Here is a 23,163-nt window from a genome sequence, read left to right as displayed (position 1 = left end):
AATGATAACGACTAATGAAAAAATCAAAGAAAATACGGTTCACATTTAAATGAACCGATTTCCGGTGACGACATGAAATAACGAATGGTTTTGTTTCATCAGGCCTTCAACTTTCTCAGCCCCTACTTCTTTCACAAGCTCCGCGAACATCAGATCGTGCCTCATATATTCCATAGCCACGAGAACGAGAGCGGGATCTTCTGATTTAATGGCCCAGGCATTCGTCTGCGGAGAAAAATTGGCGATTAAGACTTCTTTATTATCTCGGGCAGCTATCGTTAATCTTCCGCCCATCCGTTTCTCCGCCACTTCAGGAGACATATTATGATGTGTCGTATTTCCGAGCTTCACTTCCGGAGGGCCAAACACAATCGAAAAGACGGGCAATTGTTCGGCGGCGCGTTTGTTAGCGGCTTCTTGAATAAAGGGAATCTGCTGTTCCCAGACAGACAGCCACAACTCTTCCTCGGCTTTTTCAATCATATCCTTCATCTCATTGATGACATGATCATTCGTGCTGATGCGGCGGATGACATTCATCTCCTGCTCGCTTTCCAGTGCCAATAACTTTTCCTCAAGGTAGCCGAATGAGCTCTCAAAATCATGCCGGAGCCGGTCGATTAATTCTTTTCCGGCCAGCGGGGCATATGTAACCGGATCAGACGGCACAATATGGACAGCGCCTTTATCAACTAATTTCCCCAATACCTCATAGATCATTGAGCGGGGAACGCCTGACCTTTTGCTGATTTCATATCCGGTAACAGGCGAGTGTTTCAACAAGCCGATATATGCTTTACATTCATATTGAGAAAATCCAAATTTCTGTAATTCTTTCAGAACATCCTCCATAAACATCCTCCGTAGTGGTTATTCATGAAACTACTATAATGTAAGCGGTTATATCTTGTCAATGGGACTTGAGTGCTGAAAGAAAGATGCGCCCGTTTTGTCGCTTTCCAACTTAGTTTATGGCCAGTTACATGTATGGCTTTTGTGAAAAACGTTGCCGTAGACCCACACGAATGCCGTTTGATACGATAAATTCAAGAAGTAAAAAAGAGGAGGATCACGGTGGAAAACACCTCTAAAATCGCTTTTTTATCGGTTATAAGCAATTCCCTGGTCGTCATGCTCAAAATAGTGGTGGGGATAATAACCGGATCTGTCGCGATACTTTCTGAAGCCATTCATTCTTTTTTAGATTTGATCGCCGCCTTCATTGCCTTTATCTCCGTCAGGATTTCAAAAAAGCCGGCTGATACAGGGCATCCGTACGGTCATGGAAAAGTCGAGAATCTGTCGGGGACTATCGAGACGATTCTGATTTTTGCGGCAGGGATTTGGATGATATATGAATGCGTTCAAAAACTGGTCAACCCCGCGCCGGTTCATCTGCCTGTATTGGGAATTGTTGTGATGCTTGCGGGGGCTCTCATTAATTTGATCGTTTCGAAGTTCGTAAAAAGAGAAGCCGAAAAGGTTAATTCCGTGGCAATGAAATCAAATGCCCTGCATTTACTGACTGACGTGTACACATCATTAGGCGTAGCGGCAAGCCTTTTGGTCGTTACCTTAACGGAGTGGTACATACTTGATCCCATTATAGGTATGGTGCTGGCGGTGTATATCATATATGAAGCGTTTAAGTTAATGAAAGAAGCATTCCCGCCGCTGATTGATACCCGTTTGTCGGAAGAGGAAGAAAAAACAATTTTAAAGATTATTGAAACATTTCAACAGGAATTTATTGAAATTCACGATTTTCGTACAAGACGCTCCGGCCCGCAGGAGTATATTGATTTTCACCTGGTCGTAGCCTCTCACGTGACGATTAAAGACGTGCACGACCTGTGTGACCGCATTGAAAGAGATATTACGAATGAATTCAAACAAGCACAGGTAATGATTCACCCCGAGCCGGAGAGCGAGAGGAAGAAATAAATCGATCTTATGTTTGCGTTTGTTCCCGGCAAAATGCCTGCAAAAGGCCCGTTCCCACGGGTCTTTTTGTTGTGTAAATGACCATTTCTCGCTCATATGAGAGAGAAGCTTATACACGTGAGGGGTTCATTTCATACGTTATGTTGTAAAGAAAAAGGGAGGTGAACAGAATTGAACGCTATTTCTGTTAAAGAAATTGAACATGGAGTTGCCGTTGCGGAAAGAGAAGGTTTAGGGGAGTATTTATACCAAGAACCGGTTTCTAAAAAATGTTCGCGCCGTTCCCGCAGCAGAAAACGGACACATCGTTCTCGCAGCAGAAGACGGACGCATCACCGGACACACCGTTCCCGCAGCAGAAGACGGACGCATCACCGGACACACCGTTCCCGCAGCAGAAGACGGACGCATCGCCGGACACACCGTTCCCGCAGCAGAAGACGGACGCATCGCCGGACACACCGTTCCCGCAGCAGACAGTCTCATCAAAAACGCACCCGCAAACGCTGTTTTAAATGCTGACTGCAGACTCTATTACAAGTAACGGAGATCTGCTATAATGGCAAGAGAACTGCATAAAAGATCCAGTATCATCATCTGCGGACACTGAACTGACAACATAGCGCTGTTTGTTCGTGTCCGTTTTTCATGCCAAAAAAGATGCCGGAGGATAAAAAGGAAGGGATGACGCCGAATGAAGCTGAATGAGGATTTTTATAACTCTGCAGGAAAGACAGTCTCTTTGCCAAACATAAGCAGCAAGCTTTTGCATATCACGGACAGCGGGCATATCAGCGTTGACTTCATCAGCATAAGCAGGCTGCGGAAGGCTTCAAAAATCGCGATCTTAGGTGACAGCGTCGCCCGGGGGCTGCGTGCGGAATACGGCTTTGGTGACATTCTGAAAGACCGGACAAACGCTGAAATAACCAATCTGTCTGTCAGCGGCGTTAATATGAGCAACAACGGAAGCGATAACATTTATCAGCAGGCGCTTAAAACAAAGGGACATGATGTCATCATAGTCCAGGGAACAGATGATGATTGGTGCAACCACATTCCCATCGGCACAGATGAAAAGGATATCACCACATTTTACGGAGGCTTCTGCCAAGTGATCCAGCAGCTGCGGAGCGGAAATAAAGGCGCGAGCATCATTGTGGTGACCCCAACGAGACAAGCAAAAATATCAAAAGGAAAAATCGTCCGCCGTGATACTGATAAAAATAAACTGGGCCTGAAGCTGGCTGACTATGTGAAAGCCCAAAAAGAAGCCTGCACACTCCTCTCTGTACCATATGCCGACCTGTTTGACACCGATCTCATCGACCCGTATAATCCCGCTTTCCGCAGCATGTGCATGTCAGAAGGTCTTCATCCGAACGAGAAAGGGCATCAAATCATATTTCAGGAAATCTGCCGGAATTATTATTACTATTATGGGTAACACAGCGCTAACAGATTATTTTCGGCTTTGCTTTTCTAAAAGCTCAATTATTCTTTGAGATGCGTGTTTTTGCGCTCTCAAAAGCGAGACGATATTACCGGTAAAACCGATTAAAATGATAAGCAGCAAAATGATCATCCACATAAGTGAACCTCCCGTCGGGTTTTAAAACATCCTCTCTTTATTTTACTTATTATGGATGGGCCGGAGAATAGGTCTAAACGAACGGTGTTTCTTTAAGAGTCCATAAAAAAGCACAGACTGAACGGGTCTGTGCTTTTTTCTCTTATTTCAGCAGGTTCAATGATTCACGATTAAAGGCTTCCAAATCGTCAGGTGTTCTGCTCGTTACGATGTTATGGCTCACGACGACTTCTTCATCTTTATAATGTGCGCCGGCATTGATTAAGTCTTTGCGGATGCTGCGGAATCCCGTGATATCTTTTCCTTTAAGAAGGTCGGTATCAATCAGCAGCTGCGGGCCGTGGCAGATTGCGAAAACGGGTTTCTGATTTTCCACGAATGCTTTAGTGAATTCACCCGGGCGGTCATCTCCGCGCAGAAGATCCGGTGAAAAGCCTCCGGGAATCAATAACGCATCGAATTCCTTGGCGTCTGCGTCTGAGATCGCTTGATCGATCTTTACTTTCTCACCGTGCTTGCCCGTCACTTCTTTCCCTGCTTCCAAATCTATTGTCACCACACTGTGGCCCGCTTCTTTAAATGCTTCCGCCGGGCTTGTATATTCAATATCCTCAAATTGATCTGTCATCAGAACTGCGATTTTTTTGCTCATACATCATGCCTCCTGTGAGTTTGTATATGACAAGAATATCAGGCGGATTGCCGCCTCACAACGTATTTGCTTGAAGATACGGCATGAAAAAAAGACCCCTCTGAAAAAGAGGAGCCAAAAGGTACGGAGGTCTGCTGAAACTTACGTGTTTAACCTGAGATAAGGCAAGAAATCGAACCAATTACTTTTTGTGTCTTTTTTTATTCTTTTTACACCCGCATTTCCCCGGATCGCCCGGATCAATGACTTCGTGAATTGTTTCCTCCTGATACACGTGGCGGGGAACATAACGGATATGCTCTCTGTTAATGTGTTTGATGGGATGGACGTAAACCACTTCTTTGTCAGTATACTTGTCAGTCACAATATACTTAGGGTCACAGTAATACACTTTCGATTTTTTACCCATTCATCTCACCTCCCGTACTTTATTAAATGCTGAAAAGGGGGATTTTGCATCGGACAAGTACCCCATGGCAAGTCCACAATTTTTCATATGCAATTTCGTTTTTCTGGTTTTTCCTGAATCCGCCTCAAATTGGAATGGCTAACCCTTTTTGAGCGGGGAAATCTATAAAAAAGAATTCAAAAACGATTCTTTTCTCAGGTCAATCGAGATGCATACATCTTTAGGGGGATTTCAGAATGCTCGATGAAAAAACGATTGAAATCATTAAAAGCACAGTGCCGGTCTTAGAAGAGCATGGTGAAGAAATCACAGGCCGGTTTTATGACCTGCTGTTTCAGCATCACCCTGAGCTGCTGAATATCTTTAATCAGACGAATCAAAAGAAAAAAACACAGCGTACGGCCTTGTCGAATGCTGTGATTGCGGCCGCAGCCAATATTGACCGGCTGGAAAACATCGTTCCCGTCGTCAAACAAATCAGCCATAAACACCGGAGTATCGGTGTTAAGCCCGAGCATTACCCAATCGTTGGAAAATACTTGTTAATCGCGATAAAGGATGTGCTAAAAGACGGGGCCGCTCCTGAGGTCATTCAGGCATGGGAAAAAGCATACGGCGTCATTGCAGACGCTTTTATCGGAATTGAGAAGGACATGTACGAACAAGCGGAAACGCAAAAAGGCGGCTGGAAAGACTATAAGGCGTTTACAATTGATAAAAAGGTAAAAGATAGCAAAGAGATAACGTCGTTTTATTTAAAACCGGAAGACGGACAAGTTCTCCCCGAATTCAAAGCGGGGCAGTATATCAGTGTAAAAGTATACATTCCGGACACGGGCTATACGCATATCCGCCAGTACAGCTTATCCGACGTGTCCGGTAAGGATTATTACCGGATTTCCGTGAAAAAAGAAGGGGTTGTTTCCTCATATCTGCATGACCAATTACACGAAAAGGATTCAATTGAGATCAGCGCTCCGGCCGGGGATTTCGTATTAGACCCTGATTCCAAAAAGAATCTGGTTCTCATCAGTGCCGGTGTCGGAATTACTCCGATGATCAGCATGTTAAAGACGGTTGCCAAAACCCAGCCGCAGCGAAACGTTCTCTTTATCCATGCGGCAAGGAGCGGAGAGTATCATGCGTTGCGGCACGAAGCTGAAGAAGCCGCGGAACACTCATCCGTTGACACCCTCTTTATTTACAGCGAGCCGTCCGAACAAGACCGTTCAGAAAACATTCGTTTTCGGGAAGGCCGGATTGACAAACAGCTGTTAGAAGAAGTGATGACAGATAAAGATGCTGATTTTTACCTGTGCGGATCACCGTCGTTCATTAAAGAAATGAAAAAGCTGATTTCTGAATTCAATACACCGCCGGAATCCATTCACTATGAATTATTTGAACCGCAGCTGAGTATGGTGTGACGCAGCAAAATCATAACAAGAAAAGACAGTCTGTTTAACAGACTGTCTTTATATGTTTAAACGTCCTTCTCATTCCAGTCTATAGTATTTTCAAGCAGGTAAATCATATTCAAAGTCGTATTATCCTAAAAAGACAAAGTTTTTTATGTCCCAACATACTTCGGTAGCCGGATGGAAAGGTTCACTTCCTGATACTTCAACTGGAACATTGGCTCCTGCTCTTGCGAATAAAATAGCAATGCTGTATCCAGAGATAATAAATACTCACAGCAAAAAAACAATGCCTTTACCGGCTAAAGCAAATTTCCCGGTTGTACCTGTCGATAAAAGAGAAAAATGAAATAGCAGAACGGATCGAGGTAACTATTCAAGAAGTACATCGACACATACGGTGATCCAAAGTGGAATTGGAGTTCATTCGATATTCACCATGTGCTTCCGCTAAAGTATGGGGGAAAGAATAATTTTAATAATTTGTATCCTCTCCCTCGTGATATGCACCAAAACCTATTAAATCCTTGGTGGGATAAATATTAATAAGTAAGAGGAGGCTCAATGGCAGTTTTTGTTGAAAAAACGCTTCAAGGGCTAAAAGAATTAATTGATGAAAAAGGCCGCTTGAAAATTTTAGGGAATGAAGGAGCTCTTTTAGAAACAGAATGTACTTTCTTTAAAGGTGCAACAGATCTGGAGATTGAGAGTTTTGAGAAGAAAATAAAAGTCTCACTTCCTGAAGATTATAAAACCTTTTTAAAATTGCATAACGGAGCCAGAATATTTGATTTGTTGATTTACGGTGAGAATGTGGGTGGGGGTTTGCATATTCTTAATGTAGAAGAGATTGAAAAGTATATGCAAAATGGTTTTTTAGAGCCTCAGTTTATTCCTGTCGCACATCTGTTAGACGGATGTTATTTGTTAATTGACAACACCAAAATGTCCACAGATCCAAACTATTTATGGTTCCGCGGATTTATTGAGTATTAACCAATGCAACTTAATTTTGAGATATTCTTAGATAGGTATATTTTATCTCAGGGATCAAGTTTTTGGGAATGGAATATCTATACTGCTGAGAATTATTATAGGACTCACCAGGGTGATGAGGATTAACCTTTCCTACAGTTGGGTTGGTTCATTTTTGCTGTTAGACTTCGATTTGAACTTTTAAAAATAGGTTTAATTTGGAAGGCGAACCGATTAATTGGTGTATAGAGGATTTATAAAAAGCGCAGATACTCTGCGCTTTTTATTTAAGTATTTTCCTAATCATTCGCAGCCCGTTTTTGGAAGAAGGATAACGGAAAGCGAAGTCGAAGCGGTTCGTTTGTTTGACGACGCTTTTTTTGTGCGTAAACGTGTTAAAGCTGTCAAATCCGTGATAGCTGCCGATGCCGCTTTCCCCGACGCCGCCGAATGGCAAATACGGTGTCGCGACGTGCATTAACGTATCATTGACACAGCCGCCGCCAAACGACAGATTCTCTAAAACAGTTCGCTCGATTCCTTTGTTTGTTGTGAAGAGATACAGGGCGAGCGGCTTTGGGCGCGATTGGACTTTCTCGATGACTTCCCCGATATCACGGTATGTAAAGAGCGGAAGAATCGGCCCGAAAATCTCCTCCTGCATCACTGGAGAGTCATCCCTCACTTGTTCGAGAATGGTCGGCGCAATTTTATGATGAGCGGGATCAGATTGTCCGCCTGTGAGCGGGACGCCATCATTCAGAAAGCTGAGCAGCCGCTGATAGTGGCGTTCACTGACGATTTTGCCGTACTGCGGATTTTGTTCAGGCTGAGGGCCGTAAAATTCACTGATCGCACGCTTCATTTCTTCTGTGAGCTTCGTTTTGATATCTTGGTGGACAAATAAATAATCCGGTGCGATGCAGGTTTGCCCTGCATTTGTAAATTTCCCGAAGACGATGCGTCTGGCGGCAAGCTGTATATCAGCATCCTTATGGACAATGCAGGGACTTTTGCCGCCGAGCTCCAAGGTAACGGGAATTAATTGTTTGGCGGCGGCCTCCATGACGATTTTTCCCACGGCAACGCTTCCAGTGAAGAAAATATAGTCAAAGGGCTGCTGTAATAACACAGTGCTGACGTCGGGCCCGCCCTCCGCCATAGCGACATAGTCACTCGGAAAAACGCTGCTGATGAGTTTGGAAAGAACAGCGGAAACCGCCGGCGTGTATTCTGACGGTTTAAGAACGACTGTGTTTCCGGCCGCAATGGCTCCAATCAAGGGTGAAAGCGCCAGCTGCAAGGGATAATTCCAAGGCGCAATCACCAAAACGGTTCCATATGGCTCAGGGATAATGATGCTTTTCGAGCCTAGGTGAGTCAGAGGCGTTTTGACTCGTTTCGGTTTGATCCATTTTCCCAGCCGCTTCATCACAAAACTGATTTCCTCCAGTACAATTCCGATTTCTGTCGTGTACGACTCCTGTTCGGATTTATGGAGATCCTGATAGAGAGCGGCTGTTATATCGGCTTCTTGTGTTTTGATGGCTTGTTTCAGCTTTTGCAGCATGTTCAGTCTCGATTCTAGCTGTCTCGTATGCCCCGCCGCAAAATAGGCTTTGTGCTTGCTGACGATAGAGGGGATGCTGTTCATTTCGTCTCTCCTTTTTGTAAGGTATGGTGATTTATTATGTAAAAAATCGCTTCTGCTTGTCAAATGGGGTTTTCTAATGTACATGTAGCTGAAAAGCCAGTAGGCACATAAAAAAAGCCCCGGACAGGGGCTTTTTTAATAAAGAGAGGGAGCATCTGCCCATTATTCTGACAGCCCAAAAGAAAAACCCCGGAAACATTGTCCTCACAACATGTCCGGGGTTTAATCCAATGCTCTTTAAAGAGCGTTTTACTTAACGGGAGTAGAACTCAACGATAAGCGCTTCGTTAATTTCCGGAGCAAGCTCAGAGCGCTCTGGAAGACGAGTGAATGTACCTTCAAGCTTTTCAGCGTCGAAAGTAAGGTACTCAGGAACGAAGTTGTTTACTTCTACAGATTCTTTGATGATAGAAAGGTTTCTTGATTTTTCGCGAACACCGATTGTTTGACCAGGTTTTACTTGGTAAGACGGAATGTCAACGCGGCTTCCGTCAACAAGGATGTGACCGTGGTTAACTAATTGGCGAGCTTGACGGCGAGTGCGCGCAAGACCGAGCTTGTACACAACGTTATCAAGACGTGCATCTAAAAGAATCATGAAGTTTTCGCCGTGTTTACCAGTCATTTTTGCAGCTTTGTCAAACAATGTGCGGAATTGACGTTCGTTTACACCGTACATGTGACGAAGTTTTTGCTTTTCTTGCAATTGCAAACCATATTCTGATAGTTTTTTACGCTGTCCCGGACCGTGGGGACCTGGTGCGTAAGGGCGTTTTTCTAATTCTTTACCTGTACCGCTAAGAGAGATTCCTAAACGGCGAGACAGTTTCCAAGATGGACCTGTATAGCGAGCCATAATGTGACTCCTCCTTTGGTTTTATTTTGTGGAAAATAAAAACCGTCTGTTCGATCCGACCGTGCACATTTTGTTTTCATGTATCCTCGCTCCAGCAGCAGAGAGTTACACGATACACCTTACAGCTAAGGAACAAAATGCAAACACAGAAGCTGAACAAAAAGGCTGCAATATTTCACACAAAGAACATTATATGATTTTTCCCCGCCGCCGTCAACCATTTCTCCATGAAGAGTGCCGGTTTATGATATAATGTACAAAAATGAGTAGTACATGTTTAGGTGATAAAAATGAAAAAACAAACAATTGATGAAGTGACGGCCTTTCATCAGAAAATGCTTTCTTTTTTCTTAACGAAATCTGAATCCGTCTCATTATCCGACTCGCTGTTATGGCTGGCCTCAGCTCTAGAATCCTGCTTTACATCTCTTTCATTGACCCTTTCACCGGCAGAATCAACACGTTTCACCATAAAAACAGAAGATGAACCGCATTATGCTCCGCTGAAAGAGAGTGACGGCCGTTTTATGATCAGGAATCAGACGTCCGGCAGATCCTTTTATCTGCGCTCGGAAGGCGGGCTGCCGATCCCGGAATCATTGCCTGAGATCGTTACTCAGTTTATTAATCAATCTGTGAGACAAAGCGGGCTGTTTGACAAAACGAAGCATCAGCGGAAAATTCACAGAATGACAGAAATGTTCCATTCGCTTTTAGACCAAAATGAGGTTTTGGAAAAACTGCAGGCAAGTTTGAGTACGGCTTTCCGGTCTTTCCGTTTTTCACTGTTTATCACGCAGGATCAGGATACGGACAGACAGCTTCCCGCAAAAGAATTACATATGGACGGAAAAGATGCCGATCCGTCTGCCCAGAAGGTTTATTTATCGGGGAGACTGCTCAGAAAAGGCAGGTCATCTGCTTATCTGCCGATCAAAGGCCAGCAGGGGACTTACGGGGTTCTGAAGACGGAGGGGCTGCAGGATGCCGTTCTTTCGTGCAGTACTCTCAGTGAAATGCTGCTGCTTGCGGGCGCAGCGGGAAAAGCATTTGAAAATGCGCAGCTCTATGAGCAATCGAAAAAAAGCATTGCGAATCTGGAGCTCATTAATGAAACATCGCGCCAGCTGAATCAGCGCCTCAGACTCACTGATACGATGCGGGAGCTCGCCGCTATTATGACCCAATCGTTTCATGCGGAAGAAGTGGCTTTTTTTCATATTGATCATTTTGAGACGCAAAATCTGCTTCCGGGACATACCGCTTTTTTTAAGACAGAACGTGCGAACCCCTATATCAGCATTGTGAAAGAAAAGCTGTTCGAGGGAGAAAAGGGCGTGTTTATCGGCAGCGGAAAGACTGTATTCGGCGAAAACGGCTACGGCTCGCTGATGGCGGTGCCGATGATCGAAAATGACACCGTCTTCGGGTTCGCGATTTTATTGAAAAAGGATTTGTATGCTTTTACGTTTGAAATGTATAAGCTTTTTCAAGCGCTCATTCACCATGCGACATTGGCGGTCACGAACTCCATGCTGCGCGACAGGCTTGAGCATCTTGTTCAGACAGACCAGCTGACGGAGCTGTATTCAAGAACCTATTTGGATGAGAAAATTCAATACAGCATGAAAATTCATAAACGGGGTGTATTCATCCTCGTTGATATCGATAATTTCAAAACCATTAATGATACATACGGTCATCAAACGGGAGATTCGATCCTGATTCAGGTGGCCTCCGTTATGAAAAACCATATTCGTGAGCATGATGTCGCTGCGAGGTGGGGGGGCGAGGAGCTGGCTGTGTATCTGCCGAATATCAACGTGTCATCCGGAGAACGCATCGCTAAAAGGCTTGTTCGCGCCATCCGGGAAAACACCGAGCCGCGCGTGACGATTTCCTGCGGTGTTTCCTGCTGGTCAAAGACAGGCCCGATGCCGTTGAAAATGCTCGTTCAGCAAGCGGACGAGGCGCTTTATATCGCAAAACGGAACGGCAAAAACCGGCTGATCATCCATCAAAACAGCACGACGACATAAAAAAGGAGCCGGCCTGCCGGCCGGGCTCCTTTTTTTATCCTAATCGTTTTTCAAGCGTTTCAACAAACTTTGCTAAATAGGTTTCGTCCGTTTCATCAAAACGGTTTTTCACGGGGCTGTCAATGTCCAGCACACCGATCACTTCACCGTTTACGCGGATCGGGAGGACGATTTCTGACTGGGAAGCCGCGTCACAGGCGATATGTCCCGGGAACGCATTCACATCGGCAATCCGCTGCACGTCGCCATTAGAGTAGGCAGTGCCGCATACGCCTCTGCCGAACGGAATGCGCACACAGGCAGGAAGTCCTTGAAACGGTCCGAGCACGAGCTCGCCCTCTTTAGCGAAGTAAAACCCCGCCCAGTTGACTTCATGTAATGAATGGTATAAAAGCGCTGACGCATTCGCGTAATTTGCGATCGCATCCGTTTCATCCTCTGTCATGGCTTCGAGCTGTTTAAGCAGAAGCTGATAACTTTTTTCTTTATCTCCGGATTGTTTTTCGACATGAAACATGGAAAACCCTCACTTTTTCTATAATATCAAACAAAGTTCCGGCCGTTCTGCCGGCATTTGTCGAGAAGTTCTTACAGGAACGGCGCCTTTCTGCTTGAATTGTTACACATAAAGGGGTGAGCCGTATGAAAGTAAGCACCAAAGACAAAATTATTAACGCCGCTGTCCAGCTGTTTAACCAAAAAGGTTATTCCGGCACGTCCGTCCGTGAAATCGCAAAGTCAGCTGATGTAAATGTTGCGCACATCTCCTACTATTTTAAAGGGAAAGGCGGATTAATGGAACATTTAGTTTCCGAGTTTTACGAAGGCTATACTGAAGCGCTGGAAAAAGCCGCCGTCAGTATGAACGGTGAAGACGCGCAGGAACGCATCCTGCGGGTGATTTTCGATATTTTATCCTATCAGCACGATAACCGTCAATTAACGCGGTTTGTGTACCGGGAAGTGACGATTGATTCCGTGCTGATCAGGGAAATTATGTCTACTTACTTAATGAAAGAAAAATATATTTTCCAGCTGGTGATTGAAGAAGGGCAGTCACGCCACAGACGGCTGACGCTGCCCGTGCCGCATTTTATTCTGCAATTGAAATCCCTCTTGATGATGCCGTATCTTCAGCCCCAATACATTACGGAGGTGCTCTATATGCAGCCTCATGAACCGTACTTTTATAAAAGGTATTTTGAAGAGGTGAAGATCTGGATCGAAAGCGTGTTCCGACGGCCTGATGCGGCGCTTATGAAGTAATGATGCTTTTGTACGTTTCGTAGGAACTGCCGACATCTTCCGCTTGATGGGCGTCCGACCCGAATATGAGCGGGATTTTTTTTTGCTTCGCCGTCCCAGCCATCCAATCCTCCATGTATACTTCCCCGGCAAATTTCTTTCTGAGCCCGGATGTATTCACATCCAGCTCCATTCCGTGTTCTTTCACGGCGTCAAGACAGCGGGCCGCAAGCTCTCTTATTTGAGGTGACATGCTGTAAGGGAAAAGGCGCGCGAATTTTTTGACGAGCGTGATATGGCCGACCCGTTTTGGCTTAAAGGGGCCGAGCGGTGTTACAATGGAAGAATACACAGTTTCATAGTATTGTTCATATACGGCTTCAACGCTTCCGAAGCGGTCGGCAAGCTGCTGAAAGGCGTGCTCGTCAAAATCCAGGCATATATAAGACGGACCGGTCTTCAAAAAATGAACGGATAAAATGCCGTCATCCAGTGAGGGGCCGTACGTGTTCAGAAACGCCGCGGTTTCCTCTTCATACCCTGTGATAAAATCGGTTTCCAGCCCAGTCAGAATGCTGATTTGTCCATCGTATTCCTTTTTCAGGTGTGACAGCCGCTCCAAATAAACCTCCATCTGTCTGAGATCCATCGCGCTGTCCTGAAGCGGTACGGGATCTTGAAATGACGGAGGAAGGGGGGCGTGCTCTGTAAATGTGATCGAGTCAAAGCCTCTTTCCAGGGCCTTTTCGACATATTGTTTCAGCGCATCCTTCGAGCCGTGAGGGCAAAAAGGCGTGTGGATATGAGCGTCTCGTTTTTCCATTTGTGTCACTCCATTAAAAAATTGCAGAATCCTGCCGAAATTATGCAAAAAGTTTTTGATTTCTGATCAAAAAATGTTGGTTACATGGTATCATAATAACAATGAAAACGACAGATTTTCTCAATACATATATTGAAATCTTTCTGAATACATAAAACACCCTGACAGATTAAGAGAACAACAAGGGGGCTCATTATGGAGTTAGTCATCGGATTATTGGTTATACTGCTCGCGCTCTTTGCGGCGGGCTACTTTTTCAGGAAAAAAATTTATACGGAAATTGACCGGCTGGAGTCATGGAAGATTGAAATTTTAAACCGTTCGATAGTGGAAGAAATGTCCAAGATCAAACATCTGAAAATGACCGGAGAGACGGAAGAGTTCTTTGAAAGATGGCGCGAAGAGTGGGATGAAATTGTCACAGCCCATCTGCCGAAAGTAGAAGAGCTCCTTTATGATGCCGAAGAGAACGCCGACAAATACCGGTTTAAAAAAGCGAATCAGGTGCTTGTCCACATCGACGACCTTCTCACTGCAGCCGAATCAAATATAGAAGGCATACTGCGTGAGATCAGCGACCTTGTGACGAGCGAGGAAAAAAGCCGCGGAGAGATTGAACAGGTGCGTGAGCGGTATTCAAAAGCGCGAAAAAACCTTCTGGCGTACAGCCATCTCTACGGAGAGCTTTATAACAGCCTGGAGACGGATCTCGACGAAATCTGGAGCGGCATAAAAGAGTTCGAAGAAGAGACGGAAAGCGGCAATTACATCAAAGCGAGAAAAGTGCTGCTTGAACAGGACCGCAGACTGGATCAGCTTCAGACATACATAGATGACGTTCCGAAACTGCTTGCGGACTGTAAACAGACCGTGCCGAACCAAATTGCCAAGCTGAAAGACGGCTACCGGGAAATGACGGAAAAAGGCTACAAATTGGAGCATATTCAAATCGAAAAAGAGCTGGATACACTCACAAATCAATTGAAACGGGCCGAAAACGCGCTTTTGGAAGAATTGGATGTCGACGAAGCGTCCGCCATTCTTCAGCTGATTGATGAAACCATTCAATCGATGTATGACCAGCTGGAAGGCGAAGTGGAAGCCGGACAGTCCGTATTAAGCAAAATGCCTGAGCTGATCATCGCGTATGAGAAGCTTGAGGAAGAAAAAGACCGCACAAAAACCGAAACGGAGCTCGTCAAGGAAAGCTATCAGCTGACGGCGGGTGAAATCGGCAGACAGCATGCCTTCGAAAAACAGCTGGAAACGATCGGCCGGCTCCTTGAGCAGGCGAGAGAAAAGCTTGATGGTGAGCATGTCGCTTACTCTCTATTGATTGAAGAAGTCGAGGCCATCGAAAAGCAGATGGAAGAGGCTCAGAAAGAACATGCCGAATACCGTGAAAATCTGCAGGCGCTCAGAAAAGAAGAACTGCAGGCGCGGGAAACGCTGATGCATCTTCGGAAAACCATTTCTGACACGGCCCGAATGCTGCAAAAAAGCAACGTGCCGGGAATTCCTGAACAAGTCAAGGACAAGCTCGAGACGGCAAATCATCATATAGAAGAAACCGTCAGCCAATTGGAAGTGCTGCCGCTGAACATGGAGGAAGCCGCCAAACATCTGGCTGAAGCCGAAAAGGCGGTTGAGGAAGTCAGCGAAGAGGCGGAAGATCTTGTGATTCAGGTGAAGCTGATTGAGCGGATCATCCAGTACGGCAACCGCTTCCGAAGCCAGAATCATATTTTATCCGAACAGCTGAAAGAAGCGGAACGGCTGTTTTACGCTTACAGCTATAATGAAGCTTATGAGATGGCGGCAGATGCTGTTGAAAAAGCAGCTCCCGGCGCCGTGAAAAAAATTAAAGCTGATCAATCTGCTTCATAGACGCACAAGCAAAAACTGCACCCTGATGGAAATCAGAGGTGCAGTTTTTTAGTTTCTCACGGAATATAAAAAGCGCCTGCGGCTGATATACGTAAAGCCGCAAGCGCTGAATGTTACGATTTTGCTTTATTTAATTCGATGGGCGGGCTGGTAAAAAACGTGATGATGCAGCCGATGATCGCTCCGGCAATGCCCGGAAGCACCCAGCCGATTCCCATGCTGTAAAGCGGAAGATTTGCGTTTAAGAATGAATCTAATGATCCGAGCGGAATGCCTGCTGCCTTCAAACCGTCCAAGATACTGAACAGCCCCGTTCCGATCAGGCAGGCGATATAGACTTCCCGTCTTTCCTTAAAGATTTTATCAATAAAGGAAAGGACGATAATGACAATCGCCAGCGGGTAAATCGCTGATAAAATAGGAACTGAAAATGCAATAATCTCAGCAAGTCCGAAATTTGAAATCGCCAGACTGAACAGCGTGACAATCGTAACCACCATTTTGTATGATAAAGCGGGAATCAATTTTGAAAAATATTCGCCGCAAGATGTGACAAGCCCGATGCTTGTCGTTAAACACGCAACGGTGATGGCAGAGCCGAGAACGATGTTTCCCAGTGAACCGAACAGGTAATCGGATGAAGCTGATAAAATCTTTGCGCCTTCGCCGAGCGGCCCCACAGCGTCCGTGCTTGTCGCTCCCAAATAGGCCAAAGATAAATAAATGAATGTCAAACCTGCCGCTGCAATCAGACCCGCTTTAATACAAGCGGCCGCGAGCGCTTTACGCTGGGTGACGCCCCTGCTTTTAACAGCGTTGACGACAACGACGCCGAAGACGATTGAGGCGAGCGCGTCCATTGTTTTATAGCCTTCCAAAAATCCTTTGAACACCGGCGTTCCGGAATATGCCTGATGTACGGCGCCCAGTCCGCCCATCGGAGTGACAATGGCTTTTACGACGATGATTAAAATAATACCGAATTTAATAGGAGTCAAAATCTTTCCGACTCTGTCAACGATTTTGGAAGGATTAAGAGCTAAATAATACGTAATAGCAAAAAAGATCAACGTGAAAACAAATAAAGATAATCTTTCCGGAATGCCGCTTAAAAACGGAACTGCACCGATTTCATATGAAACGGTTCCGGTTCTCGGAATCGCGAAAAGCGGCCCGATTGATAAATAAAGCACAACGGTGAAAATAGTCCCGAATACCGGATGAGCTTTATCGGCAAGCCCTTTTGCGTCTTTGCCCGTTAATGCGATGGCGATAATACCCAAAAGCGGCAGACCTACGCCGGTCAGTAAGAAACCGCCCATCGCTTTCCAGACATTATGCCCCGCCGCTTGCCCGAGCTCCGGCGGATATATCATATTTCCTGCCCCGAAAAAAAGTGCGAAAAGCATGAAACCGATAATAACGGTATCTTTGACAGGTAGTGAGTGTTTCATAAAAATCCTCCTAAATACTATGTTGAAATATTCTGTCAATTAATTGTCAGATAATATAACAAGACGAACATTACTTATTATATGGCAATGTACAGAGAAGTCAATACTCGATTTATTGCGAATTTATATTTACTTTTGTTATGGTAGCATAAATATCATACGATGTACCGTTTTCATTAAAGGAGTAAAAAAAATGATATATTTAGACAACAGCTCAACGACCGAGCCGTATGAAGAGGTTTTGGAAGTGTATAAACAGACGAGCAGCCGTTATTTCGGCAACCCTTCGTCTCTGCACCAGTTAGGAACTGAGACGGAACAGCTCCTTGAAGCGGCCGCTCAGCAAATAAAAAAAACCTTGCGTTTAAAAAATTATGATATTGTATTTACATCAGGCGCGACTGAAGCGAATAACGCGGCGTTAAAGGGAGCAGCCTGGGCAAACATGAGTAAAGGAAGACATATCATTGCTTCGGCGATTGAGCATCCTTCTGTGACGGAGACGCTTGATCAGCTGACAGAGCTGTTCGGCTTTGAAGTCACATATCTTCCGGCCGATCAAAACGGCTTCGTTTCTTTGAAAGACGTCAAATCGGCTATCAGGCCGGATACGATAATCGTCAGCGTCATGCATGTCAATAACGAAGTCGGCTCCATTCAGCCCGTAAAGGAAATCGGCGGGTTTTTGAAGCAGCACCGGAATATTCTGTTTCATGTTGATCATGTGCAGGGCATTCATAAAGTTCCTCTGTCTATAGAAGAAGCGGGCATTGACCTTTGCACCGTTTCAGGGCATAAGTTTCACGGCTTAAAAGGAACCGGAGCGCTTATCGTCAAAAAAGGAACGCGGCTCATTCCGCTTATAACGGGCGGCTCGCAGCAAAAAGGCGTCCGCGCCGGAACGGAACACACGGCAGGCGCCGTTTCCCTTGCGAAGGCGATCAATCTTTCCGCGCGTGACATGAACGAGCGGCTTTCTTCCATGGAGGCTGCCAAGAATGCGCTCATGGAAAGGCTGAGCGGGACGGACGGGGTCGTCATCAATACTCCCGCCGAAAACAGCGCGCCGCATATCATTAATTTTTCCGTTCCGGGCGTGAAGGCGGAAGTGCTGCTGCACATGCTTGAGGAAAAAGCAATATATGTCTCCACAACCGCGGCATGTTCGGCAAGAGAGCACAAACCGAGCCGTGTTCTTCTGAAAATGAATAAAGGCGAACAGATTGCATCAAGCAGCATCAGAGTCAGCCTGAACTTCAGCCATACGGCTGACATCACGGAGCCGTTTATGGCCGCGCTGGCGCCGGCTGTTCAAAAACTAAAAAAAATGATGAGGTAGCATATGAATTACGATCATATTTTAATCCGTTTTGGTGAAATATCCACAAAAGGAAAAAACAGACGCAGTTTTATTGAAAGATTAAAACAGAATATCCGCCTGGTATTAAAGGATTATAAAAAAGTAAAATACTTTTCAAACCGGGACCGGATGTCAATTACACTTAATGGAGAAAACCCGGAGGAAATTTGTTCCTTATTAAAGAATATATTCGGCATTCAAAGCTTTAGTCTCGCAATTAAATGCGAAAGCAAGCTGGAAGACATTAAAAAAACGGCTTTAGCCGCGATAGAAGGCGAATATAAACCGGGGAATACGTTTAAGGTAGAGACCAAACGGGCTTACAAGCAGTTTGAATTAGATACGAATGCGATGAACGCTGAAATCGGCGGCCATATTTTGAAAAACACGGATGGATTAACCGTCGATGTGAAACATCCCGATATTCCGCTTCGGATTGAAATCAGGGAGGAAGCGACATTCCTGACTATTCGTAACGAAAAAGGCGCCGGAGGCCTTCCTGTCGGTTCCGCGGGTAAAGCGATGCTGATGCTTTCCGGCGGTTTTGACAGTCCGGTCGCCGGTTTTTACGCGATGAAACGGGGATTATCTGTTGAAGCCGTACATTTCTTCAGTCCGCCGTATACGAGTGAACGTGCAAAGCAGAAAGTCATGGATCTCGCGGGATGCCTCGCAAAGTTCGGCGGCAGTATGACACTTCATATCGTGCCGTTTACAAAGACGCAGGAACTCATCCAAAAACAAATCCCGGAGAACTATACGATGACGGCGACGCGGCGTCTTATGCTGCAAATCGCGGACAGAATCAGAGAAGAACGAAAAGCGCTCGCGATCATTACGGGAGAAAGCCTCGGGCAGGTAGCGAGCCAGACGCTTGAAAGCATGTATGCGATCAATGCCGTGACGGCAACGCCGATTTTGCGCCCTTTAATCGGAATGGACAAAACAGAAATCATCGAGAAATCAAAAGAAATCGGTACGTATGAAACAAGCATTCAGCCGTTTGAGGACTGCTGCACCATCTTTACGCCGCCAAGTCCGAAAACACGCCCGAAAAAAGAAAAAATCGAGCACTTCGAAAGCTTCGTTGATTTTGAACCGCTGATTGCAGAGGCCGCTGCCGGCATCGAAACCATCACTGTTTACTCAGAGCAGGAAGCTCACGATAAGTTTGCCGGCCTGTTTTAAAACTGTATACAATTACCAAAGTTTTTTTGAATGAAGACATGTGTTTTATCACATTCTATACTCACAAGGAGGTGATACACATGTCACAACAATCAAACAGCGGAAACAGCAACCAGCTTTTAGTGCCAGGCGCTGCTCAAGCTATCGACCAAATGAAGTATGAAATCGCTTCTGAATTCGGTGTAAACCTTGGACCGGAAACAACTTCTCGCGCTAACGGTTCTGTCGGTGGAGAAATCACAAAACGTCTTGTCTCTTTTGCTCAGCAAAGCATGGGCGGAAGCAGCCAGCAGCAGTTTTAATCACAACTTCACATAATGGCTAAGAGAGCGGGGAATTCCCCGCTCTTTTTTCATGAGTATAGATAGAAGGCGGGAAGCAATTTATGCATATTTTTATTGTAATGGCCTATGTTTATGTATAATGGGGAAAGAAAGTGAGGAGTTGTTCGTGTTAAAACGAGAAGATTTAATCGCCCCAAAGAACTATAACCTTGTAAATGAAATCGAAAAGTTCAGCCGTTCCAAAGAGAAGAACGCGCTTATATGGGAAGATCAAACAGGCGGCAAGAAAGTCTGGACGTATGAAAAATTGATGGAAGAAACGAATAAAATCGGAGCCCGCCTGAAAGGTCTCGGATTTGAAAAAGGCGATAAGCTGATTGTCATGGTTCCGAGAGTGCTTGAAGCGTATGCCGTTTATTTAGCGATCTTAAAAGCGGGGATGGTCGTCATTCCTTGCTCGGAAATGCTGCGCGCCAAAGACCTTGAATACCGGATCAAACACGCCGAAGTGAAAGGCGCTATCGTTTATCCTTCATTTATAAACGCGTTTGACGAGGTGAATACCGAGCAGCTGGTGACATTGTCAATCGGTGAAAATAATGTCGGCTGGAAAAACCTCCTAACGATTGAAGCGGACGGAGACAGTTTTCAAACAGCTGATACAACAAGAGAAGACATGGCGTTTTTGTCCTATACTTCAGGCACGACCGGCCAGCCTAAAGGCGTTGTACATACACACGGCTGGGCCTTTGCCCATTTAAAAACATCAGCTGGTGCATGGCTGGATATTTCTGAAGACGATACAGTGTGGGCCACCGCGGCGCCCGGCTGGCAGAAATGGGTGTGGAGCCCGCTGCTCGCAATTCTGGGAAGCGGCGCGACAGGAGTCATTTATCACGGCAGATTCAACGCCAAGACGTATTTAGAGCTGCTGGAGCGCCATCAAGTAAATGTCTTCTGCTGTACCCCGACGGAATACCGCCTGATGGCAAAAGTGGAGGAGTTGGACAAATATGATCTTTCTGCCCTTCACAGCGCAGTTTCTGCGGGTGAGCCATTAAACCGGGAAGTCATTGACGTATTCCGGAAGCATTTCGGCATTAAAGTGAGAGACGGATACGGCCAAACGGAGAGCACCCTGTTAGTCGGCGTCCTGAAGGATATGGATATTAAGCCGGGAAGCATGGGCAAACCGACCCCTGGAAATCAAGTGGAGATTATAAACGATAAAGGCGAAATATGCGAAACTGGCGAAACGGGCGATATCGCCGTGCATTTGAGCACACCGGCCTTATTCAAGGAATATTATAAAGATCCTGAAAGAACGAAAAAGCAGATTCGCGGAGATTACTTTCTTACAGGAGACCGCGCGAAAAAAGACGAGGACGGCTACTTTTGGTTTGAGAGCCGCAATGATGACATCATCGTCAGCTCCGGATATACAATCGGGCCTTTTGAAGTAGAGGACGCGCTCGTGAAGCATCCGGAAGTGAAAGAATGTGCCGTCGTGGCGAGCCCGGATGAAATCAGAGGTTCAATCGTAAAAGCTTATGTCGTTTTACAAGACGATGAAAAGCGCAGTGACGAACTTGTCAAGGAACTGCAAAACCACGTAAAAACGATTACGGCGCCTTACAAATATCCGAGAGAAATTGAGTTTGTCGAAAGCCTGCCGAAAACGGCGTCCGCAAAAATCAGACGTGTGGAGCTGAGACAGCGTGAAGAACGGCTGAAGGCTGATAAAAAAGCATAATACAGGATAAAGGGTGAGCGGGGATGAAAGCGATTTGGCACGGCGGTACCATCTATACAATGCTGGACAAGAATCATGTCACTGAAGCCGTTTATACCGAAGAAGGCGTCGTCAGGCAGACGGGCAGCTTCCGGGAGCTCCAAGGAACATACGGTTCGCCTGATACGGAGGAAATCGATTTACATGGAGCTGTCATGTTCCCGGGGTTTACGGACAGTCATATGCATTTAATCGGACACGGGGAAAAACAGCTTCGCCTCGATTTGTCGCAGCTGACGTCAAAAGAAGCGATACTGCGGGCCGCAAAAGAAGCAGAGCGTGAATTGGAAGATGGCGAATGGCTGATCGGCGAAGGCTGGGATGAAAATCTGTTTGAACGGCCGGTTTACGTCACGAAGCATGACCTTGACCCGCTCTTTCCCGACCGCCCCGTCCTGCTGAAGCGGGTATGCCGGCACGCCGCGGCGGTTAATTCGGCCGCATTGCGCGCGGCGGGAATTACAACCGAAACACCTGATCCAAACGGCGGGATTATCGTCCGGGACAGAACCGGTCCGACAGGCCTCCTGCTGGATAAAGCCCAAGAGCTTGTGACACAGGCCCTGCCGCCCGTCTCACTTCACTATGTCAAACGCGCGCTTCAAACGGCGATTACGGACTGCTGGTCAAAAGGCCTGACCGGCGGGCATTCAGAAGATCTGGCATACTACGGAGACGCGTCCGTTCCCGTTGCCGCGTACGAGTCATTAACCGGCAGCGGCCTTTATCCTTTTCGCGCCCATCTGCTCGTACATCACGAAGCCGTCGACAGCTGGAGCGCTCTGGATAAATCGACCGGACCTTATCTGGAATACGGAGCGATGAAAATTTTTGCTGACGGCGCGCTCGGCGGCAGAACCGCTCTATTGAAAAAGCCTTATCACGATGATCCGTCAGTTTCCGGCGTTCAGGTGCATGATGACGAAACCCTTGCCGCTCTTGTTTATAAAGCGAGAGAGAAAGGGATGGAGATCGCCGTGCACGCGATTGGCGACCTTGCATTTGAAAAGGTGCTGGATGTTATCGAAAGATACCCGGCAAAGCCCGGACAGCTAGACAGGCTCATTCATGCGCAAGTATTAGATGACGGATTGATTGAAAGAGCCGCCCGGCTGCCGATCGGACTTGATCTTCAGCCGCATTTTGTGGCCAGTGATTTTCCGTGGGTGATTGACAGGCTCGGAGAAGAGCGGATGAAAACGGCTTTCGCCTGGAAAACACTGCTGTCAAAAGGGCTGCTGTGCGCCGGAGGTTCAGATGCCCCGATAGAACCGGCCGATCCGCTTCTGGGTATTCAATCGGCTGTGCTCCGTACGAGCAAGCAGCACCCGGAAGGTCCGGCCTATTATGAAAAAGAGTGCCTGACCGTGTACGAAGCTATTCAGCTTTACACGGAGGGAAGCGCGGCCATCATCCATAAAGAACATAGCCGCGGCCGTATCGCCCCCGGCTATGATGCCGACTTTACCGTACTCAGCGGTGATCCGTTCAGGACGGACCCGAAAAAGCTTCATGAATTGGAAGCTGTCAAAACCGTCGTCGGCGGCCGTATCGTATATGAAAAAGAGGACAGGCAGTGATGCCCGTCCTCT

The 23,163-nt window shown here is 46.2% G+C and carries 21 protein-coding genes and 2 pseudogenes; 14 read left to right on the top strand and 9 right to left on the bottom strand.

What is annotated here, in order from left to right; genetic code table 11:
• Nucleotides 1–45: 45 nt before the first annotated feature.
• Entirely contained in the window at nt 46–852 is an 807-nt protein-coding gene (locus OTK50_RS09345; RefSeq protein WP_044801551.1) for a TrmB family transcriptional regulator, read from the bottom strand.
• A 222-nt stretch (nt 853–1,074) separates the two neighbouring features.
• On the opposite strand from OTK50_RS09345, the gene OTK50_RS09340 reads away from it, so the two are divergent.
• The 4 genes and pseudogenes from OTK50_RS09340 to OTK50_RS09330 all read left to right on the top strand — a co-directional run bounded on the left by OTK50_RS09340 (nt 1,075) and on the right by OTK50_RS09330 (nt 3,391).
• Complete coding sequence (locus tag OTK50_RS09340) at nt 1,075–1,944, top strand: cation diffusion facilitator family transporter (protein WP_007408764.1); 870 nt, start codon at nt 1,075–1,077, stop codon at nt 1,942–1,944.
• A gap of 171 nt (nt 1,945–2,115) precedes the next feature.
• Nucleotides 2,116–2,166, top strand: a pseudogene (locus tag OTK50_RS19935) (hypothetical protein); the annotation flags it as partial.
• A 47-nt stretch (nt 2,167–2,213) separates the two neighbouring features.
• A complete protein-coding gene (locus OTK50_RS09335) occupies nt 2,214–2,459 on the top strand; it encodes a hypothetical protein (RefSeq protein ID WP_038459514.1) in 246 nt (81 codons plus the stop codon).
• 179 nt (nt 2,460–2,638) lie between these two features.
• Nucleotides 2,639–3,391, top strand: a complete 753-nt coding sequence (locus OTK50_RS09330) for an SGNH/GDSL hydrolase family protein (protein ID WP_007613140.1) — start codon at nt 2,639–2,641, stop codon at nt 3,389–3,391.
• Nucleotides 3,392–3,406: 15 nt separating this feature from the next.
• Here OTK50_RS09330 and OTK50_RS09325 read toward each other — a convergent pair whose 3' ends face one another.
• The 3 genes from OTK50_RS09325 to OTK50_RS09315 all read right to left on the bottom strand — a co-directional run bounded on the left by OTK50_RS09325 (nt 3,407) and on the right by OTK50_RS09315 (nt 4,596).
• The gene (locus tag OTK50_RS09325; RefSeq protein WP_007408761.1) at nt 3,407–3,535 is read right to left on the bottom strand and encodes a hypothetical protein; all 129 of its coding nucleotides are present in this window, start codon (nt 3,533–3,535) and stop codon (nt 3,407–3,409) included.
• Nucleotides 3,536–3,677: 142 nt separating this feature from the next.
• Nucleotides 3,678–4,187, bottom strand: a complete 510-nt coding sequence (locus tag OTK50_RS09320) for a type 1 glutamine amidotransferase domain-containing protein (protein ID WP_007408760.1) — start codon at nt 4,185–4,187, stop codon at nt 3,678–3,680.
• 181 nt (nt 4,188–4,368) lie between these two features.
• Nucleotides 4,369–4,596 carry a hypothetical protein gene (locus tag OTK50_RS09315; protein WP_007613133.1) on the bottom strand — a complete coding sequence of 76 codons (228 nt, stop codon included), beginning with the start codon at nt 4,594–4,596 and terminating at the stop codon, nt 4,369–4,371.
• Nucleotides 4,597–4,832: 236 nt separating this feature from the next.
• On the opposite strand from OTK50_RS09315, the gene hmpA reads away from it, so the two are divergent.
• Both hmpA and OTK50_RS09305 read left to right on the top strand, forming a co-directional pair.
• Entirely contained in the window at nt 4,833–6,023 is a 1,191-nt protein-coding gene (gene hmpA, locus OTK50_RS09310; RefSeq protein WP_221663844.1) for an NO-inducible flavohemoprotein, read from the top strand.
• 555 nt (nt 6,024–6,578) lie between these two features.
• A pseudogene (locus OTK50_RS09305) lies at nt 6,579–7,136 on the top strand (SMI1/KNR4 family protein).
• A gap of 136 nt (nt 7,137–7,272) precedes the next feature.
• Here OTK50_RS09305 and OTK50_RS09300 read toward each other — a convergent pair.
• Together OTK50_RS09300 and rpsD are read right to left on the bottom strand one after the other, a co-directional pair.
• Nucleotides 7,273–8,643, bottom strand: a complete 1,371-nt coding sequence (locus OTK50_RS09300) for an aldehyde dehydrogenase (RefSeq protein ID WP_224223733.1) — start codon at nt 8,641–8,643, stop codon at nt 7,273–7,275.
• 253 nt (nt 8,644–8,896) lie between these two features.
• Complete coding sequence (gene rpsD / locus OTK50_RS09295) at nt 8,897–9,499, bottom strand: 30S ribosomal protein S4 (RefSeq protein WP_003152406.1); 603 nt, start codon at nt 9,497–9,499, stop codon at nt 8,897–8,899.
• Nucleotides 9,500–9,789: 290 nt separating this feature from the next.
• Here rpsD and OTK50_RS09290 point away from each other — a divergent pair, with 290 nt between their 5' ends.
• The gene (locus tag OTK50_RS09290) at nt 9,790–11,538 is read left to right on the top strand and encodes a sensor domain-containing diguanylate cyclase (RefSeq protein WP_224223732.1); all 1,749 of its coding nucleotides are present in this window, start codon (nt 9,790–9,792) and stop codon (nt 11,536–11,538) included.
• 34 nt (nt 11,539–11,572) lie between these two features.
• On the opposite strand, the gene OTK50_RS09285 is transcribed toward OTK50_RS09290, so the two are convergent.
• The gene (locus tag OTK50_RS09285) at nt 11,573–12,055 is read right to left on the bottom strand and encodes a GAF domain-containing protein (RefSeq protein WP_007408037.1); all 483 of its coding nucleotides are present in this window, start codon (nt 12,053–12,055) and stop codon (nt 11,573–11,575) included.
• Nucleotides 12,056–12,180: 125 nt separating this feature from the next.
• Here OTK50_RS09285 and refZ point away from each other — a divergent pair, with 125 nt between their 5' ends.
• Nucleotides 12,181–12,804 carry a forespore capture DNA-binding protein RefZ gene (gene refZ / locus OTK50_RS09280; protein WP_007408038.1) on the top strand — a complete coding sequence of 208 codons (624 nt, stop codon included), beginning with the start codon at nt 12,181–12,183 and terminating at the stop codon, nt 12,802–12,804.
• Here the strand turns inward: refZ and hisJ are convergent.
• Nucleotides 12,794–13,606, bottom strand: a complete 813-nt coding sequence (gene hisJ, locus OTK50_RS09275) for a histidinol-phosphatase HisJ (RefSeq protein ID WP_224223731.1) — start codon at nt 13,604–13,606, stop codon at nt 12,794–12,796. The genes refZ and hisJ overlap by 11 nt on opposite strands.
• A gap of 195 nt (nt 13,607–13,801) precedes the next feature.
• Here hisJ and ezrA point away from each other — a divergent pair, with 195 nt between their 5' ends.
• Entirely contained in the window at nt 13,802–15,493 is a 1,692-nt protein-coding gene (gene ezrA, locus OTK50_RS09270) for a septation ring formation regulator EzrA (RefSeq protein ID WP_007613114.1), read from the top strand.
• A gap of 113 nt (nt 15,494–15,606) precedes the next feature.
• Here the strand turns inward: ezrA and brnQ are convergent, their stop codons facing one another.
• Nucleotides 15,607–16,947 (bottom strand): branched-chain amino acid transport system II carrier protein, encoded by a 1,341-nt coding sequence (gene brnQ, locus OTK50_RS09265; RefSeq protein WP_045208494.1) that lies wholly within the window; start codon nt 16,945–16,947, stop codon nt 15,607–15,609.
• Between the two features lie 193 nt (nt 16,948–17,140).
• Between brnQ and OTK50_RS09260 the strand changes: the two genes are divergently transcribed.
• The 5 genes from OTK50_RS09260 to OTK50_RS09240 all read left to right on the top strand — a co-directional run bounded on the left by OTK50_RS09260 (nt 17,141) and on the right by OTK50_RS09240 (nt 23,151).
• Nucleotides 17,141–18,286, top strand: coding sequence for a cysteine desulfurase family protein (locus OTK50_RS09260; RefSeq protein WP_045208492.1), 1,146 nt, complete (start codon nt 17,141–17,143; stop codon nt 18,284–18,286).
• Nucleotides 18,287–18,289: 3 nt separating this feature from the next.
• Nucleotides 18,290–19,495 (top strand): tRNA uracil 4-sulfurtransferase ThiI, encoded by a 1,206-nt coding sequence (gene thiI / locus OTK50_RS09255; protein ID WP_007408042.1) that lies wholly within the window; start codon nt 18,290–18,292, stop codon nt 19,493–19,495.
• 80 nt (nt 19,496–19,575) lie between these two features.
• The gene (locus OTK50_RS09250; protein WP_007408043.1) at nt 19,576–19,797 is read left to right on the top strand and encodes an alpha/beta-type small acid-soluble spore protein; all 222 of its coding nucleotides are present in this window, start codon (nt 19,576–19,578) and stop codon (nt 19,795–19,797) included.
• A gap of 148 nt (nt 19,798–19,945) precedes the next feature.
• Nucleotides 19,946–21,532 carry an acyl-CoA synthetase MbcS gene (gene mbcS / locus OTK50_RS09245; RefSeq protein WP_012118182.1) on the top strand — a complete coding sequence of 529 codons (1,587 nt, stop codon included), beginning with the start codon at nt 19,946–19,948 and terminating at the stop codon, nt 21,530–21,532.
• A gap of 23 nt (nt 21,533–21,555) precedes the next feature.
• Entirely contained in the window at nt 21,556–23,151 is a 1,596-nt protein-coding gene (locus OTK50_RS09240; RefSeq protein WP_224223730.1) for an amidohydrolase, read from the top strand.
• The last annotated feature ends 12 nt before the right edge of the window (nt 23,152–23,163 follow it).

Origin of the sequence: Bacillus sp. NEAU-CP5, assembly GCF_026420705.1 — a bacterium.
GTDB classification, from domain to species: Bacteria; Bacillota; Bacilli; order Bacillales; family Bacillaceae; genus Bacillus; species Bacillus velezensis.
This window is presented reverse-complemented; position numbering and strand designations above follow the sequence as displayed.